Source organism: Megasphaera lornae (assembly GCF_000214495.1).
Lineage (GTDB): Bacteria > Bacillota > Negativicutes > Veillonellales > Megasphaeraceae > Megasphaera > Megasphaera lornae.
This window is the reverse complement of sequence record NZ_AFIJ01000006.1, coordinates 18,407-35,744: the sequence shown is the minus strand read 5'-3', so window position 1 is coordinate 35,744 and position 17,338 is coordinate 18,407. Positions and strand designations below refer to the sequence as shown.

Sequence of the window (17,338 nt, the reverse complement as noted above, 5' to 3'; positions counted from 1 at the left end):
AAGAAGCTATAGACAAGGCAACGGATTATCAGTTGGTAGCAAACGAAAGTGCAGCCGATAAGAAATACAGTGTAAGTCAAGACGGAGAAGTTGCCCTGACCGTACAAGACAGCAAGCATACCGATAAAAAAGCTACCGTGACGATCAAAGACGTAGCGAAGAAGTCGGAAGTAGACAAGGCGGTAAAGGCCCTGGATGATTCTGTCGTTAAATATGATAAGACCGGAGATACGGTCAATAAAAATTCCATTACGCTGGCAGGCGGCGATGCCGGTACGGTTATTAAAAATGTAAAAGGTGGCGATATATCTCAAAATAGTACGGAAGCCGTTAACGGCGGACAATTATACAAAACCAACCAAGGATTTGACATTTTGGTGGGAGAAAATAAAGCGTCGAATAAAGCGAATATTTCCTTCGGTAAAGATAAAAAAGATACGCTTGAATTTGCCGCCGGTAAGAATTTAACGGTCTCGTTGGATAAAGACAATAAGAAAGTGCTGTATTGCTTGCAAGATGAAGTCGTATTGGGCGAAGCGAAGACTGCCGACAAAGACGGAGTAAATGGAAAATTGACCATTCACGGTACTACCGGCGAACAAATGACCTTTAACGGTAAAAATGGCGAACTTATCATTACGGCACCGGATGAAAAGGGGCAGAGTAATGAAATCTTCCTTAAAGGACATGACGGCACCATCGGAGTCAACGGAAAAGACGGTAACAGCGTTACCTTGAACGGTGCGGACGGCTCTATCGGCATGAAAGGAAAAGACGGTAAAAACGCTATTACCATTACCACCGGTGCAGGTACCGTCGGGTTGGACGGTAAAGACGGCGAAACACGGATCATCGTTAAAGACGGCGATAAGAGTAACGCTTTGGCGACGATGAATGACGGCTTGAAGTTCCAAGGCGACGACGGCAATGCTGTCGGCGTGAAGTTGAATACTCAAGTTAATATAGTAGGCGGCGCTAAGATTGTTAAAGAAGGTCGGAAGATAACGAATCTGACAGAAAATAATATCGGTGTTGAATCTGTTGTCGATGCAACGAACAATAAGAACGGGACACTGAAAATTCGTTTGGCTAAAACGTTACGTGATATGGAAAGCATTGTGTTCAGCGGCAAAGATAATACCGATTCCATGACGATTGACGGGGCAAATCGTACGATTAAAGATTTGACGACCCTGACATTCCTGAAAGACGGTAAGAATAATTTCATTACAGGACTTTCCAATACGACGTGGCCGACGGCAGCGCAAAGAGAAACGGCGTTTGATGCGTCCAAGGCGGCAACTCAGGGACAAATTAAAGATGTAGAAACGGCAATTAATGACAAAGTAAAAAAGAACAATGCCGGATTTGATGTATACATTAAAGAAAAAACGCAAGAGAATACGTTTAATATTGCTCTCGGACGGGAACAAAAAGATGCGTTCGGATTTTTAGCCGGAAATGGTCTGGACATTATACGCCGGAATAAAGAAATTATGTATGCGTTGCAAAATAATATTACGTTAGGAAAGAAGGACGGTGAGGACGGAAGCTTTACGGTTACCGGCAAGACCGGCAATCGCATTACCATGGACGGCAAAACGGGAGACCTTGTTTTACAGGGAACCCAAAATGCTACGGGAAAAACACCGACCCTCTCTTTACACGGACAAACCGGGAGTATTCGCGGTGACGGAAAGACCGGCGGGGCATTTGAAATGGATGCGGAAAACGGTGTCATTCAAGCGGTCGGTGCGGCCGGCGACAAGCAAGTCGTGTTGGACGGTAAAAATGCTGCTATCCGTATTCAGAACGATAAGAATAGCAGTGTTACGATTACCGTGAAAGACGCTGCCGCAGGTTTGGACGGAAAGGCCGGGGCGGCACGGCTTACGGTGACGGATAAGGCCGGGAAGCAGACGGTATTGGCCACCATGAGTGACGGCTTGAAATTCCAAGGGGATAATAAGGAAAGCACGGTACAGCGTGCGTTGAATGAAACACTGACCATTGCAGGCGGCGCCGATACGGCGAAGTTATCCGATAAGAATATCGGCGTAGTGACGGATGCGACAACCGGTACGATGACGGTCAAGTTGGCTAAAGACATAAAAGACTTGACGAGTGTAGAAACTAAGGATGATAAAGGGAATCGCACCGTCATGACCGGTGTCGGCGTGACCGTGAACGATGAGAAAGGAAACCGGACGACGGTCAGCGCGGCCGGTGCGGTAACGGAAGATAAAGAGAAGAATACGAATACCTCTACTGCGACAGACGTTACCTTGGCGGATAAAGACGGCAATAAAACGGTCGTCAATAAAGACGGAATCCGCATTCAGGCGGCAGGACAGGGAACTGTTTCGTTAACTAAAGACGGGCTTAATAACGGCGGTAAAACGATTACCGGCGTAGCGGCGGGTGTACAGGATACAGATGCCGTTAATGTTAAGCAGTTGAAAGAGGAAATTGACAAGAATCGTACGACAATGCAGGGGAGTGAAAATGTAGCGGTGACCGGTTCCGGTAAACAAGGCGATCCCTTTACTGTCGCTTTGAAAGATACGGTTACGTTAGGGAAGAAAGACAGTGACGGAAAGGATGACGGTAAGGACGGAAAGATTACAGTTACAGGAAAAGCCGGTAATAAGGTGGTTATTGACGGGAGCGCAGGCACTATTGAGATTAAAGGTGCGAATGTGAAACAGGCCGTTACGATTACTACCGCCAACGGTAAGGTCGGTATGGATAACAAGGACGGTACTCGGATTACGGTACAAGCCGGCGGCACAACGGCTGCTTTGGCGACTATGGAGGACGGTCTGAAATTCCAAGGGGACACGAAAGATGTAATCGTTAAGCGTAAGCTGAATGACACGCTCCATATTACCGGCGGCGAAAAGAACGCGGACAAGTTGACCGAAAAGAATATAGGCGTTGTTGCCGATAGTGATACGGGAAGCATGAAGGTTCAATTGGCTAAAAATCTGAAAGATATGGAAAGCGTGACTTTCGGCAATACTGCAGAAGCGATGAAAATCGACGGTACGAATAAAACGATTACTCATGTATCAACGATTACAGGGCTTACGAACACGACGTTGCCGGAAAATTGGGACTCCGTACAACCTGCTCAGGCGGTAAAATGGGATTCTTTACGAGATGATCAGGCTGCCAGCCAGGGACAAGTAAAAGAAGTGGCCCGGAAAGTGAAGAAAGTGGCCTCGGGATTTGATATTCTTGTAGGCGAGGATCCGGATGAACATCGTGCCAATGTTACGTTAGGCGGCGATACGAAAGATACGGTTCAATTTACCGCCGGAAACGGCTTGGCGGCAACGCTGGATACGCAAAATAAAAAGATTACGTATGCGTTAAAAAATCAGATTACCTTGGGAGATAAAAACGAGGCAGGTAAACTGACGGTACAAGAAAAGGACGGCAGTTCCAGTGTAATACACGGCGGCACGATTGATTTGACCGATAAGGGCAAAACGCTTACTATTGCTACGGGTCAAGGCACTGCCGAACTGGGCGGTACGGGGAAGACGACTCGATTGCTGCTTAAAGACGGCGAGAACACGGCGGCAGTCGCCACCATGAAGGACGGGTTAAGTTTTGCCGGGGACAGCGGTGATCCGATTAACCTGCAATTGAATAAGCAATTGAAGATTACAGGCGGACAAACGGATAGTAAGAAATTGTCCGAAGCTCCCAATATCGGCGTGGTAACGAAAGACGGAACGATGACGATTCGGCTATCGAAAGAACTGACCGGTTTGGATAAGGTAAGCGCCAAGACGATGACAGCCGATACGGTGACGGTGGGAGATGTACAGATTGATACGAACGGTCTTACTGTCAAGAACGGTCCTGCCGTGACCAAGAACGGCATAGACGCCGGGAACAAGCCGATTCATGATCTTGCGCCGGGGATGGTCGCTCCTAACAGTCGTGATGCCGTAACCGGGGCCCAGTTGTTCCGGACGGAAGCGCGGGTCGCTACGATGGATAATCGGATTACTCGGACCGGTGCCGGTGCGGCGGCCATGGCGGCCTTGCATCCTTTGGATTTTGATCCGGATGAAAAATGGGATATTGCGGCGGCTATAGGCCGTTATCGCAATGCCGGAGCGGTAGCGTTGGGGGCTTTCTATCGACCGAGTGAATCATCGATGATCAGCGTAGGCGGCTCCTTCGGCAATGCGGATCCGATGGTCAATGTCGGTGTAAGTCTGAAAGTGGGGAGAGGAAATAATATAACCACTTCGCGTGTCGCTATGGCGAAAGAAATCGTTACGTTGCGAAATGAAAATCAAGCATTAAAGAATCGGGTGGAAATGTTATCACAAAAGATGAATGCCGTGCTGCAAGTGGTGCAGGTTCCTGCAAGGTTGTTACAACCGGCACGGGAAATTTTCCCGCGGGATGTGCACAATGAATGGGCATATAAGTATATTGCCTCTTTAGCGGCGAAAAATTACTTGGATACGATGCGGGAAACGGTACGGAAACCGGAAATGAGTCGGTTGGAAATGGCCGGTCTGATTTATGAAGCTTTAAAACAGGGAGCTCCTGTGGACAGCAACATGGATCGGGCGATGAGTGAATTTGATCCGGAATTACGGCGTATCCGTGATAATCGCATTCGGGTCGATCGCGTCGCCGGTAACGGCAGTAGAGACAGAGATAAAATTGAACGTGTGCGGGTTAATCGTAACGGCAATCTTTTAGGATAAGAAGCGATTATATACAGCAAGGCGGCTGCATCCATATACGGATGCAGCCGCCTTGTTTGTTTCACGTGAAACTACGGGGTTATTTTTTGTGCAGCAGGGTATACCCCGCTTTTTTTATGACCGGTGCCAGTTCATCCGGCGTGAAAGCACGGGAGCCGATAATGGTGGCGGTATGCGCGGCAAGATCTACGGTGACCGATTGCACTTCGTCTAGAGACTGTAACGCGGTTTTTACTCGTTGTACACAATGCTGACAAGTCATGCCCTGAATGGTAACAACCGTAGTTTCTCCTGTCGGGCGGTCATCGGTCATTGCGGTCAAGGTATATCCTGCCGTGCGGATGATTGCGGACAGTTCCGGGGTAAGGAACGGGCGGGCGGCGGTTATACGGGCCGCAGCGGGTTTTAAGGAGACGTCGGCACTTTGTATGCCTTCGGTTCGCAATAAAGCTTGGCGGACATGTTGCACGCAATGATGGCAGGTCATGCCCTGAATATGTAAGGTATACGCATAGGCAGCAGTTTCCGGCGGTAAGGGACGTTCGGAAACCGGCGGTGTCCGGTGCGGCGCCGTCATTCGGTCGGCGTGAAAAAAGCGCAATCGTAACGCGTTGAGGACAACGCAGACACTGCTCATGCTCATAGCGGCAGCCCCGATCATGGGATTCAGTTTTATTCCGTATAACGGATATAAGACGCCGGCGGCCAGCGGAATACCGATAATATTGTAAATAAACGCCCAAAATAAATTTTCTTTAATGTTTTTTATTACGGCACGGCTTAAGCGAATGGCCGTGACTGCATCTTGCAAATCACTTTTCATCAATACGGCATCGGCACTTTCTATGGCGATATCCGTACCGGCGCCGATGGCTATTCCCAAGTCCGCTCTTGCCAAGGCGGGGGCATCATTAATCCCGTCCCCGATCATGGCGACTTTATGTCCGCTGCTTTGCAATCGGGCAATATGGTTTTCTTTGTCTTGCGGCAGTACGCCGGCGATTACGTGGGGAATTGCCAGGCGTTTTTGCAGCGCCCGGGCGGTACGCAATGTATCGCCGGTTATCATGATCACTGTAAGTCCCAATTGTTTAAACGCGGCAATGGCGGCGGCACTGGTCGGCTTTTCTTTATCCGTTACGGCAATGAGCCCTAAAAACTCGCTTTCCGACGCAAAGAGCAACGGTGTTTTACCGGCGGCGGTCAGTTCTTGTAAGCGGTCTTTTATAGGGGCAATAGGAATGTGCAATTCTTGCATTAAGGTTTCGTTTCCCGCATAGTATGTACGGTTTTGATAGGTTACTTTAATGCCTTTGCCGAAGAGGGGCTGTAAGGCCGTGACGGGACGGGGCACGATAGCATGTTGTTTGCCGTATGTCAGGACGGCTTCGGCTAAGGGATGTTCGCTGGCGGCTTCCATGGTGACCGCCAAGGATACTAATTGTTCGGCCGAAATATGGCGGGGGAGAACATCCGTCACTTCCGGATGACCTTCCGTAATGGTGCCGGTTTTATCCAGGACTACCGTGTCAATGGCGCGGGCCGTTTCCAGCGCCTCGCCGGATTTGATTAAAATACCGTTTTCCGCACCTTTGCCGATACCTACCATTAAAGCGACGGGGGTAGCCAATCCCAGGGCGCAAGGGCAGGAAATTACTAAGATGGAAATTCCGATAGAAAAGGAAAATTCCGGATCGGCACCGAACAGGAAGTACCAAAGTAAGGAAGCCGCAATGGCGATGGAAATAACGGCGGGAACGAAAATCCCGGCAATCGTATCGGCAATTTTGGCAATCGGCGCTTTCGCTGCACCGGCATGTTCGACGAGGCGAATGATTTGACTGAGGGTCGTATTTTCGCCCACTCGTTCGGCAATGACCCGGATGGTGCCGCTTTTGTTCAGCGTTGCGGCGGTCACCGTATTTCCCGGCCCTTTTTCTACCGGCATGCTTTCGCCGGTGAGAGAAGATTCATCAATTCCCGTATAGCCTTGGGAGATAACGCCGTCGGCACCGATGCGTTCACCGGGACGAATGATCAGTTCATCGCCTACTTGCAGGCGACTCAGCGGAATGGTCGTTTCTTTACCGTCGCGCAGGACGGTGGCTTGTTTAGGTGATAAATTCATTAATTTTTCAATGGCGGCGCCGGTTTTGCCTTTCGCTTTTGTTTCCAAATATTTTCCTACCGTAATTAAGGTGACAATCATGCCGGCAGACTCAAAATATAAATTTGTGCTGTAGGTTTGTACCAGGGCGAGATTTCCCGTTCCTAAGCCGTGACCGATGCGGAAGACGGCGACTATGCCGAAGAGCGCGGAAGCCATAGACCCCAGTCCGACCAAGGTATCCATATTGGGGGCACGATGATATAGATTCGTAAAGCCTGTTATATAATAGTTACGATTTAAATACATAATGGGCAACAGTAAAATAAATTGTGAAAATGCGAAGGTAACGGCATTTTGAGACCCGTCCAAACAGGAGGCGACTGCGGCAGGGACGGGAAGTCCGAAGAGACGGGCCCACATGGTATGCATGGCAATATACACGAGGGGAATTAAAAAGATAATAGAAACGCGTAAGCGGTGTTTTAAGGTCTGCAATTCATTGGTGGCGGGCAGCGGCGTTTCGGCGCTTCCCGGAAGGGCGGCGCCATAGCCGGCGCCGGTTACGGCGGCGATAATCGCTGCTGCATCCGCCACGGTTTCATCGTACGTGACGAGCATGCTGTTCGTTAACAGGTTTACCGCTACCGTGCGGATTCCCGGCACTTTTTTTACGGCTTTTTCTATATGTGCGGAGCAAGCTGAGCAGCTCATTCCTGTAATGGTATATTTTTCTTCTTTCATCAGTACCTCCTAACGTAACGCTTTTTGAATCAAGTCGGTTAATTCTGTGGTAATATGGGGGGCCGCGTCCCCTAATTCGGGGGCTACGGCGGTGTGGATATAGTGGGACAGCATTTCTTTGGTAAAGGAATGCATTGCCGCCTGTACGGCATTGACCTGTATGAGTACTTCCGTATAGGGGCGTTCTTGCGACAGCATATTTTTTATGCCGCGTACTTGTCCTTCTATACGGTTCAGACGAGAAAGCAAGCGTTTCTCTTCTTCTTGGGACAACGTATTTTGTGTAGGACTGTTCATAACTGACTCCTTTTTCCCGAAAATAATAAAATACCGAATGGGGGTATATACTATATATTATACCCCTATTTGGTATACGTCAATGCGGTACTTACGGGTTTTACATAAAAAAACACAGCGAATTTCTTCGCTGCGTTTTTCGTACGGCATGATTTTATTTTAATTTTGCCAATACGTCCTGTGTTTCATCTACCGGCGCATTGTCGGCGGCAATAACCGAACCTTGGAATACAATAGCGTCCAATCCTTTTTCTTTGCGTACTGCATTGACTTTGTTGGCAATATCTTGTTGAATCGGTCCGAATAATTGTACTTGCAATGCATTTAAGCGTTGATTTAATTGCTGTGCCAACGCACGACGTTGATCATCCGTTTTCATAGCGGCGGCTTTTTGATTAAATTCGGAATCGGCCTGCTTTACAGCACCTTGCATTTGTACTACCGCTTTTTGATAATTGCGATGGGACGTCATTAAGGTTTCAAAGTTTACCGTACCGATGCCGGCAGCGAATGCGGATGCTGCGGTTCCGGCGGTGAGTACGCCCATTACGGCTAAAGAAATCAGTTGTTTTTTAATTTCATGGTTATTCCTCCTAATAGTAAGTTGCAAATTTATATTCTGTAACGTATTATAGCAAAGGACTTTTAAAAATACAACTATTTTGGTAATCCTTTACAATATGGCGAGTAAGAAGTTATTCGTCATCTTCGTCGGTAGCGGACGTTTTATCATCATCATTAATATAAATGTATTTATCTTTTTTTAATTTTTCAATAATTTCCGGTGCCATGGCGATTAATTTTTCGAAGGCGGAAGCTTGGTAGCCGTTCTTTTTGATAGAAAACATTTCCACCCGATCGCCTTTTATAACCAGGATGGCGGACGGTTCCAGTTTGGCGCCGCCGCCACCGCCGGCAGTGTGACGACCGTGCTCGGTTTTTCCGTTCAGATTACCGGAACCGAAGCCGAAAGAGACGTCGACAAAGGGGACTAAGATGGCATCGCCGATATGGACGGCTTCTCCTACGACCGTTTCTACGCGGATCATTTCTTTGAATTTTTCGAATAATGAAGATAAGGATTGTTCATTTGTATTCTCCATGTTATTTTTCCTTTCCGGCGGCCCATAAATTTTTTAACAGCGTACGAACGGGCGGTTGCAGTACGGTGTGCAATACGATATACAACAGTTGCGCCGGATAGAGTTGCCCGGCTATATATAAGGTGCAGTCACAAGAAGGTTCCGTGTACGTAAAGCGGAGATTTTCCGTTTGTCGTGCCCCCAAACTGTACAGTACGGCCGCCAGTATTCCCGTTTGATGCGGACGCGGCAGTCCCAGGCATCCCGAGAGAGTACAGGCGGTAAGCTGAGAAGCGGTCAGAATACGCAAGATTCCTGCCAGACAAGCGGTCAGCAGTTCCGGATCGAGGAGAAACCGTAAGTAAGACGGGAAGGGAGAGGCGGTTGTCATAACATCCGCATCTTCCGAGGGGGCGGCAGGTTTTTCCGCCGCCGCATTCGTTTCTTCGCGGAGTTGTTTCCACAGTGCTTCGCCGGCGGCGCTCGGCGATTCGGGGGGGCTTTCTTTTGCGGTCGTCCGGGGATAGGTACGGGAGACGTGTTTCATAAACCATGTTGCCCGACACGTTAAGGTCCGGGGATGACCGAGATGCCCCTGCAGGGTATAGGAAAAAGGAACGAACAGCAAGAGGATACATACCGATACTAACACGGTTACACCGGGAAGCAGTATATTCAATGGCTATTCGCTCCTTTCGTTATACAGGAATATAGTTATATTCTAGCAGAAGTGACCCCGTCCGGGAAGTTTGGGAGAGTTTTTTATTCTTTTTCTGTTTTATGAAAGATACAGGCAATGGCATCCGTTCCGTAACAGCGGGAGCAGGAAATACACGCGGCCGGTTCGTCGCTGCCGTTGCGCCATAAATTCGGCAAGTCGGGTTGGCGCAGGAACGGCCGGGACATGGAAACAAAGGCCAGGGGAGTAGCGGCCAAGGTGTCTTCAATTTGATGGAGATCGCGAAAGCCGCCGACGACGCCTACGTCTATGGGCGTATCTTTTAAGGCGACGGCCAGGTGTTCGGCATAGGGTTTGAAATACATGGGCTCTTTCGTTCGGCGAATGGCGCGAATGGGGCCTTTACGCGGCAAAGAGGCCATGTTGCCGCCGCTCACTTCAATGGCGTTAACGGGGCTTGCGGCAAGGAGCGGCATAAGTTGTTGACAGTCTTCAAATGTTAAGCCGCCTTCCTGCATAAAATCGGCGCAATTCAGTTTTAACCAAAGGGGAAAATCGGCGCCGGTACTTTGGCGTACGGTCGTCAGTATTTCCAAGAGAAAACGGGCTCTGTTTTCCAAGGAGCCGCCATACTCGTCGCGGCGTTGATTAAAGAAAGGGGTTAAAAATTTGCTGATTAAATAGCCGTGAGCCCCGTGAATTTGGATGCCGTCAAACCCGGCTTTTTCGGCACGTGCCGCCGCTTTGCCCATATCCTGAATCAAAATTTGAATTTCGTCATGTGTCAAGGCGCGAGAGGCTTGCATTTCTTTGCCTACTTTTTCAGGAATGCCGCTGGGACTGATGATCGTCCCCGGTCCTTCCGGCAACATGATAGCGCCGCCGATTTCCACGATTTGGGCGATAATTTTGCCGCCGTGTTTATGTACGCGGTCGGTTAATTGCGCCAAAGGTGCGATACAGTCATCCCCGTCGCAACGGATTTGACGATGCTGGCGGGGTTCTATCGTACCGGCGGCAATCATTCCGGTAATAATAATGCCGACACCGCCTGCCGCTAAATGCTCATATGCCAGTAACATTTCCGACGTGGGGTACCCGCAGTCATCGGCCAAGCCTTCAAAGGTGGCGGAACGAACCAGGCGGGAAGTGGTTTCAATACCGCCGATGCGACACTTATCAAATAACATGAATCATCTCTCCTCAATATGTGTATAGAATGCTGAATTTTTTATCATATAATTATAGACTAAAGCATAAAAAAAATCTAATGAATTTTTTATGACGACCGGCGAGGGGGATTCGCACTGAAGAAAGGCGGGAAAATTTTTTCCCGGACATAGGCAGATAAAGTATTTTCGTGTATAATGTAAGTGTTTGTTTAAATTAATGCTGATGAAGGGATGTTGAAGCTATGGCTACAGCAATGGTAATAGGTACCCAATGGGGTGATGAAGGTAAAGGTAAAATTGTGGACTATTTGGCGCAAAAAAGCCGATGTCGTAGTACGGTCACAAGGCGGAAATAATGCCGGCCATACGGTGGTGGTGAATGATCAATCCTTTGCATTGCGGCTTTTACCGTCGGGAATTTTGTTCTCGCATAAAACCTGTATTATCGGTAGCGGTGTCGTTGTGAATCCGAAAGTATTATTGGAAGAAATTGCAAGCATGACGTCACGAGGCGTAAAAATCAGTACCTTGGAAATTTCCACGCGCGCGCATGTTATTTTGCCGTATCATATTCGCATTGATGAAGAAGATGAAAAACTTAAGGGCGACAATAAGATCGGTACGACTAAAAACGGCATCGGGCCTTGCTATGCCGACAAGGTGAATCGCGTAGGCATCCGCATCGGCGATTTGATGGACGAAACGGTGTTTCGAAAAAAATTAAAACAAAATATGGAATTGAAAAATCGTCTGTTTAAAACCTATTACGGCTGTGAAGGTTTTTCGTATGACAAGGTGTTACAAGAATATTTAGGATATGCGGAACAGATTCGCCCGTATGTAAAAGATACGGATTATTCTGTGAATCATTATATCGGACAAGGAAAAAAAGTGTTGTTTGAAGGGGCTCAGGCCACCATGTTGGATTTGGATCACGGCACCTATCCGTTTGTAACCGGTTCCAATCCCACTTCCGGCGGCGCTTGTGTCGGTTCCGGCGTAGGACCGGGAAAGATGGAAAACATTGTAGGGGTAGTGAAAGCGTATACGACCCGGGTCGGCGCCGGTCCTTTTCCTGCGGAACAAGTGAATGAAGCAGGAGAATATTTGCGGCAGACCGGGCATGAGTTCGGTACGGTTACGGGGAGACCGCGTCGATGCGGCTGGTTGGATACGGCGGTTGTCGGCTATGCGGCCATGTTGAACAGTTTGGATTATTTGGCGATTACACGCTTGGATATTTTGGACGGCTTACAAACGATTAAGATTTGTACCGGGTATAGGTATAAGGGAAAGTTGTTGAAAGAGTATCCGGCAAGTTTGGAAGTATTGGAACATGTAGAACCGGTATATGAAGAAATGCCCGGCTGGCGGACGCCGATTTCCGCTTGCCGTCAGTATGAAGATTTGCCGGCCGCCGCACGGGCGTATGTGGAACGTATCAGCGCGTTAGTAGGCGTGCCGTTGGGCATTGTTTCGGTAGGACCGAATCGGGAACAGACGATTATTTTGCAGGATATTTTTTAAATTCTGTTAGGAGCACACAAAAGGCTGTAAGGAAGTACGGCGCGTTTTTTCTGCAGTTTTCGACGGCATACAATAATACGGCGGGGTATCAATACCCCGCCGTATGCGTTTGCCAAAAGGTATGTTGTATGTGTCTGTCGGTTGTCCGGGAACGGTTCTTTCGGCAGATTAATTTCCGCAACAACCGCCGGATAAAGCGCAACCGGCGCAACCGGATCCGGAACAGCTGCCGTCGGCACGGAGACAAAACAGGGCGGCTTGGGATTTACGCGGCGTCAACAAGCCGCCGGAAGTGGCGCCGATACCGATTTCTTCGCCGCCTGCCGCTTGGGCGACGAAGACTTGCTGTTGTAACGGCCAATCGCCGGTTCCCGGTGTAAAGCGCAGGGTTACACGATAATTCTTATCTCGGACCAATTCATTTAAGGTTTGCGTGAATTGCTCGACATACAGTTGCAGGGCTACGCCGGCGGCCGCATCCAGGACGATGCCGCGAGAAAAATCTTTCGCTAAAAAGCGTTCGTCAATGCAAGCTTGTACGGCACTTCCCAAGGTCACGACCCCGGCGATTAGAATCGCCGCATCGGCAAGTAACGGGAGTAATTGGCGACTTTGTATTTTAAACGAATGATCACATAAAAAATGCGCGGAAGCGGCATCATAAAATCCCTGCCGAAAAATTCCCTGCGGCGTCGCCACTTGTTCGATTTGCCGGCAGGCATCGGCAATGACCGGTTCCGTAAATTTATTTTGACCGCGTGCGGCTAAGAAATTTTTAACCTTTGTCGGTTCGATAGGCGGTAACGTATCGGTGTATATAGCCATAAAGGCACTTCCTTTCTCGGAGAAAACTGCAATATTGCTATTATTATAGCACAGGAGAGAAGGACAAAAAATAATTTTGTAAAACCGGTGCGTACGGTGTAAAATGCTGGTTGCCATAGGTATAGTATGGTATACTATAGGCATGAACGGAAAGATTTTGGGAATGAGGTGGACGGGGTGGCACATGTTATTGCCGTAACCAATCAAAAAGGCGGCGTCGGCAAGACGACAACGGCTGTCAATGTAAGTGCCTGCTTAGCGGAAAGCGGTAAAAAAACGGTACTTATTGATCTGGATCCGCAGGGAAATGCGACCAGCGGTCTGGGGATCGACAAGAGCGGGTTGCAGCGGAGCATATATGACAGTTTAATTGACGCGATGCCGCTGGGGGAGGTATTGCAGCCGACACTTGTAAAAAAATTGACCGTAGCGCCGGCGACGATGGATGTGGCCGGGGCTACGATTGAATTAGTGGGCATGGACGCTCGCGAATACATTTTAAAACAGCGTATTCATGAATGGGAACAAACGGCGGCGGAATCGTATGACTATGTTATTATTGATTGTCCGCCTTCGCTGGGACTGTTGACGATTAATGCCCTGACGGCGGCGGATTATGTGATGATTCCCGTGCAATGTGAATTTTATGCGTTGGAAGGATTGGCGCAATTAATGCAAACGGTAGAAATGGTACGAGCCGACTTGAATCGCACTCTACAGTTATTGGGCGTAGTGCTGACGATGTATGACGGTCGGACCAATTTGTCGATTCAGGTGGCGGAAGAAGTAAAAAAATACTTCAGCAGCCGGGTTTTTAAAACCATCATTCCGCGTAATGTACGATTGGGAGAAGCTCCGAGTCACGGGCAACCGATTACCGTATATGATCCCCGTTCCAAAGGTACGGAAGTATATAAAAAATTAACAAAAGAGGTGAAGAAACGTGTCGTCTAAAAAGACGGGACTGCCTAATAATAAACATGGGTTGGGACGCGGTTTGGGCGCTTTCCTGCCGACCCGTACAGCCGGGGCGTCGACGGCGGACGTACAGGACATTCCGTTAACGCATATTCAGGCGAATACGCATCAGCCGAGGCGCGTTTTTGAAGAAGACAATTTGCAGGCCTTGGCGGACTCGTTAAAACAGTACGGGTTGGTGCAACCGATTATTGTGCAACGACAAGAGAACGGCGAGTATTCTTTAATTGCCGGCGAGCGGCGGTTGCGAGCCGCTAAACTGTGCGGCTGGAAAACTATTTCCGCCTTGGTGCGTACGTATGAAGACCAAGTATCGGCGGAAGTCGCCTTAATTGAAAATTTACAACGGGAAGACTTAAATGCGATTGAAGAAGGCTGCGCCTACAAAGCACTGATGGATTCTTTCGGCCTGACACAGGCGGAAGTGGCGGAAAAAGTAGGCAAAAGCAGAGCGCAAATCGCGAATATGATTCGTTTATTGCAATTGCCGGAGGAAGTTAAAGAGATGGTCAGTAACGGCGTCTTATCTATGGGACAGGTACGTCCTTTATTACAGCTTTCCGGCCGGCAAAAACAGCTGGCGGCGGCACAAGTGATTGTGAGTCGCGCCCTTTCCGCCAGACAGGCGGAAACCTATGTCAGAAATCTCAATCAAAGTAAAGAGAAAAAAGAAACCGGATCGGCGGATGCCTTTCTGGAATCCTTGCAGGACAGAATGAAACTGCATTTAGGTACGAAAGTAGCGATTCATTTGGCTCGCGGCAAAAAAAGCGGCAAAATTGAAATTTCGTTTGCTTCAGAAAAAGAATTTGAACGATTAATGAGTTTATTGACGGATGCGGAAGAAGCCGCATCCGGATCGGCTATATCGTTTCCCGTATAAGAAGGAAAGATAACCGACCGAGCGGTTAGGCAGGAGGAACCATGTTTTTCGGATTGAATTTACCCGGTGTGGAAGTAGTTATGGCGGGGGCGGCGTGTATTATTCTCATTCTTTTGCTGGTGTGCATTATCAGTTTGCACATACGGCTGAATCGCGTGACGCGACAATATACATTTTTTATGCAAGATGCCACGGGGGAAAGTGTGGAACGTAAATTGCGGGAAGATGTGGCGAAGTTGCATCAGGTACAGGAATTATTGGCAAACGTCCGCTCGGAACAGCAAGTATTATTGCAGGTACAACAACATTGTTTTCAAAAAATCGGTTTTGTAAAATACAATGCTTTTGAAAATATCGGCAATAAATTAAGTTTTGCGTTTACCGTATTGGACGGAAAAAATGACGGCTTTTGCTTATCCAGTGTATACGGCAGAAACGAATCGCGAATTTTTGCCAAGGAAATTCGCAACGGTCACTGTTTATACAGTATGAGTATGGAAGAACAGGACAGTTTGGAACAAGCCCTGCAGGATACCGGGGAAAGCCGGGAAGAACCGTCGCGGGAGTAAGGAAAGGATCTGGTTTGTGTGCGGGAGGATAAGGGCCTGCGACAGGCGGTAAGACGATTTCTCTTACTGTATCGGCAGGGGGAAACGGCACAGGGAACACTGTCGCCACGGCTTATTCGCCTATATATACGCGTGCTTATGGGGAGTGCGGCGTTCATTGTCGTCGTATTGGGTATTTGTATATATCAATTTTTGGCGTTGCAGCAAGCCCGGCAGGATTTGGAATTAGCCGGGCAACAACGGGAATTGGTGACGCAGCGTTTAGACGGGTTGCAGAAAAAAATGCAGACCATGGATGCGTTAAGTCGCGAATTACGACAAATGGCAAAAGGGCAAGGGGGAGACGCGCTCCCAAAAATTGACGGCAGCCGGACAGAAAAGAACCGTGCCGCTACTATTCGCAGCGACACTTCTTACAATGAGCTGGCACCGGCTGCCGGACGTTTGGAAATACATATGAATGCCCGTATTATTGAATTTATTGCTTTGAAAAAGGTCTTTACGGCCGGTGTCGGCGGGGCGGCGACCGCACCGTCCTACTCCGTGTACAAAGACTGTACCGTACCGTCTCTTTGGCCGGTAAAAGGACCGGTTACTTCGCCGTTCGGACCGCGTATATGCCCGACTGCCGGCGCCTCTTCTTTTCATGAAGGCGTGGATATCGGAGTCCCTGTCGGTACGCCGGTGCATGCTGCGGCGACCGGAAACATTACGGTAGCCGCGTGGATTGCCGGGTATGGAAATCTGGTGGAAATTGCGCATGGACAGGGCTACAGCACACGCTATGCGCATAATTCCCTGTTGCTGGTAGTGGCGGGACAGCATGTACAGGCGGGGGATATTATTGCTCTTTCCGGCAATACGGGGAGAACTACGGGGCCACATGTGCATTATGAAGTACGTATACAAGGAAAACCGGTGGATCCCATGTTGTTTTTACCGTAACAAAAGACCTTTTGCATGTCGGATGTAAAAGGTCTTTTGTGGTCATTGCGCTTTATATACAGTACGGCAGATAGTCGCTCAGGGCCTTGCGTCTTTCTTGCCAATCCGGCATGATTTCGGTCATTACCTGATAGAAACGGCGGGAATGATCGGGATGAATTAAGTGGCACATTTCATGAACCGTTACATGGTCGATAAGTCGGGGCGGCATAACGGCCAAATACGTATTGAACGTAATAATTCCCGCCGGCATCAGGCAGGAGCCCCAACGGGCATGCATGCGACGTTGTTTGACGGCCGGAAAGGAAACGGCATAGTCCCGAAATTTCGGAAACATGCGGCGGACGCTGTCGGCGAATAAGCATTCGCCTTCCCGGCGAAGCAGACGGTAATAGAGGCGGCGACGAGTGGAAAATTGCCTGTCCGTAAGATACATATAAACGGTATGACCGCTTTTTTTTACACGATTTTGCGTACCCGTACACCACGATAACGTATAAGGAAGGCCGCCCAACCGCAAAGACTCCCCGTCCTGTAAGGTTATGGCGGGAGATTGCGGCATAGATTGCAGCCGCGTCAGCGCGGCGAAGATGCGGCGGGAATGACGCAGTAGAAAGTCCTGCAGGTGCGGCATCGGCACATCGGGAGCGGCGGAAAGCTTAAGCGTGCCGTGGCGATACAGGCGGAGCGTTATGTTTTTTACGGCTTTGCGTTCAATTGTCACCGCATAGGACCGGTGATCATAAGAAATATATAACGTTTCGGTTGTGGTTGTCATCATAAGCCTTTCT

At 48.9% G+C, this 17,338-nt stretch carries 13 protein-coding genes and 1 pseudogene; 6 read left to right on the top strand and 8 right to left on the bottom strand.

Annotated features, from left to right (window positions below):
• On the top strand, positions 1-4,739 hold a 4,739-nt coding region (locus HMPREF1039_RS08230; protein WP_007390450.1), incomplete at its 5' end, for a YadA-like family protein.
• A 79-nt stretch (positions 4,740-4,818) separates the two neighbouring features.
• Here the strand turns inward: HMPREF1039_RS08230 and HMPREF1039_RS00705 are convergent.
• The 6 genes from HMPREF1039_RS00705 to HMPREF1039_RS00680 form a co-directional block, all read right to left on the bottom strand.
• Complete coding sequence (locus tag HMPREF1039_RS00705) at positions 4,819-7,590, bottom strand: heavy metal translocating P-type ATPase (RefSeq protein ID WP_007390454.1); 2,772 nt, start codon at positions 7,588-7,590, stop codon at positions 4,819-4,821.
• Between the two features lie 9 nt (positions 7,591-7,599).
• Entirely contained in the window at positions 7,600-7,887 is a 288-nt protein-coding gene (locus HMPREF1039_RS00700; RefSeq protein ID WP_007390429.1) for a metal-sensing transcriptional repressor, read from the bottom strand.
• Between the two features lie 154 nt (positions 7,888-8,041).
• Entirely contained in the window at positions 8,042-8,497 is a 456-nt protein-coding gene (locus HMPREF1039_RS00695) for an OmpH family outer membrane protein (protein WP_235720012.1), read from the bottom strand.
• Positions 8,498-8,582: 85 nt separating this feature from the next.
• Positions 8,583-8,990 (bottom strand): GerW family sporulation protein, encoded by a 408-nt coding sequence (locus HMPREF1039_RS00690; RefSeq protein WP_007390440.1) that lies wholly within the window; start codon positions 8,988-8,990, stop codon positions 8,583-8,585.
• Position 8,991: 1 nt separating this feature from the next.
• Complete coding sequence (locus HMPREF1039_RS00685; protein WP_007390452.1) at positions 8,992-9,648, bottom strand: hypothetical protein; 657 nt, start codon at positions 9,646-9,648, stop codon at positions 8,992-8,994.
• Between the two features lie 83 nt (positions 9,649-9,731).
• Positions 9,732-10,838 (bottom strand): NADH:flavin oxidoreductase, encoded by a 1,107-nt coding sequence (locus HMPREF1039_RS00680; protein WP_007390455.1) that lies wholly within the window; start codon positions 10,836-10,838, stop codon positions 9,732-9,734.
• 224 nt (positions 10,839-11,062) lie between these two features.
• Between HMPREF1039_RS00680 and HMPREF1039_RS00675 the strand changes: the two are divergent.
• Positions 11,063-12,347 (top strand): annotated as a pseudogene (locus tag HMPREF1039_RS00675) (adenylosuccinate synthase).
• 168 nt (positions 12,348-12,515) lie between these two features.
• Here the strand turns inward: HMPREF1039_RS00675 and HMPREF1039_RS00670 are convergent.
• Positions 12,516-13,172: a hypothetical protein gene (locus tag HMPREF1039_RS00670; protein WP_007390435.1), complete on the bottom strand. Its 657-nt coding sequence runs from the start codon at positions 13,170-13,172 to the stop codon at positions 12,516-12,518.
• Positions 13,173-13,349: 177 nt separating this feature from the next.
• On the opposite strand from HMPREF1039_RS00670, the gene HMPREF1039_RS00665 reads away from it, so the two are divergent.
• The 4 genes from HMPREF1039_RS00665 to HMPREF1039_RS00650 are packed head-to-tail and all read left to right on the top strand — an operon-like array spanning position 13,350 to position 16,547.
• Positions 13,350-14,126, top strand: a complete 777-nt coding sequence (locus HMPREF1039_RS00665; protein WP_007390438.1) for a ParA family protein — start codon at positions 13,350-13,352, stop codon at positions 14,124-14,126.
• Positions 14,116-15,033, top strand: a complete 918-nt coding sequence (locus HMPREF1039_RS00660; RefSeq protein ID WP_007390443.1) for a ParB/RepB/Spo0J family partition protein — start codon at positions 14,116-14,118, stop codon at positions 15,031-15,033. Before HMPREF1039_RS00665 ends, HMPREF1039_RS00660 begins: the two co-directional genes overlap by 11 nt.
• A 41-nt stretch (positions 15,034-15,074) precedes the next feature.
• The gene (locus HMPREF1039_RS00655) at positions 15,075-15,602 is read left to right on the top strand and encodes a DUF4446 family protein (RefSeq protein WP_007390448.1); all 528 of its coding nucleotides are present in this window, start codon (positions 15,075-15,077) and stop codon (positions 15,600-15,602) included.
• 18 nt (positions 15,603-15,620) lie between these two features.
• Positions 15,621-16,547, top strand: a complete 927-nt coding sequence (locus tag HMPREF1039_RS00650; RefSeq protein ID WP_007390446.1) for a M23 family metallopeptidase — start codon at positions 15,621-15,623, stop codon at positions 16,545-16,547.
• A 52-nt stretch (positions 16,548-16,599) separates the two neighbouring features.
• Here HMPREF1039_RS00650 and HMPREF1039_RS00645 read toward each other — a convergent pair whose 3' ends face one another.
• Complete coding sequence (locus HMPREF1039_RS00645) at positions 16,600-17,325, bottom strand: M48 family metallopeptidase (protein WP_232217170.1); 726 nt, start codon at positions 17,323-17,325, stop codon at positions 16,600-16,602.
• Between the last annotated feature and the right edge of the window lie 13 nt (positions 17,326-17,338).

Coding starts and splice junctions, on each gene's coding strand:
- HMPREF1039_RS00705 (WP_007390454.1), bottom strand. CDS start 7,590: ATGAAAGAAGAAAAATATACCATTACAGGAATGAGCTGCTCAGCTTGC.
- HMPREF1039_RS00700 (WP_007390429.1), bottom strand. CDS start 7,887: ATGAACAGTCCTACACAAAATACGTTGTCCCAAGAAGAAGAGAAACGC.
- HMPREF1039_RS00690 (WP_007390440.1), bottom strand. CDS start 8,990: ATGGAGAATACAAATGAACAATCCTTATCTTCATTATTCGAAAAATTC.
- HMPREF1039_RS00680 (WP_007390455.1), bottom strand. CDS start 10,838: ATGTTATTTGATAAGTGTCGCATCGGCGGTATTGAAACCACTTCCCGC.
- HMPREF1039_RS00670 (WP_007390435.1), bottom strand. CDS start 13,172: ATGGCTATATACACCGATACGTTACCGCCTATCGAACCGACAAAGGTT.
- HMPREF1039_RS00655 (WP_007390448.1), top strand. CDS start 15,075: ATGTTTTTCGGATTGAATTTACCCGGTGTGGAAGTAGTTATGGCGGGG.
- HMPREF1039_RS00645 (WP_232217170.1), bottom strand. CDS start 17,325: ATGACAACCACAACCGAAACGTTATATATTTCTTATGATCACCGGTCC.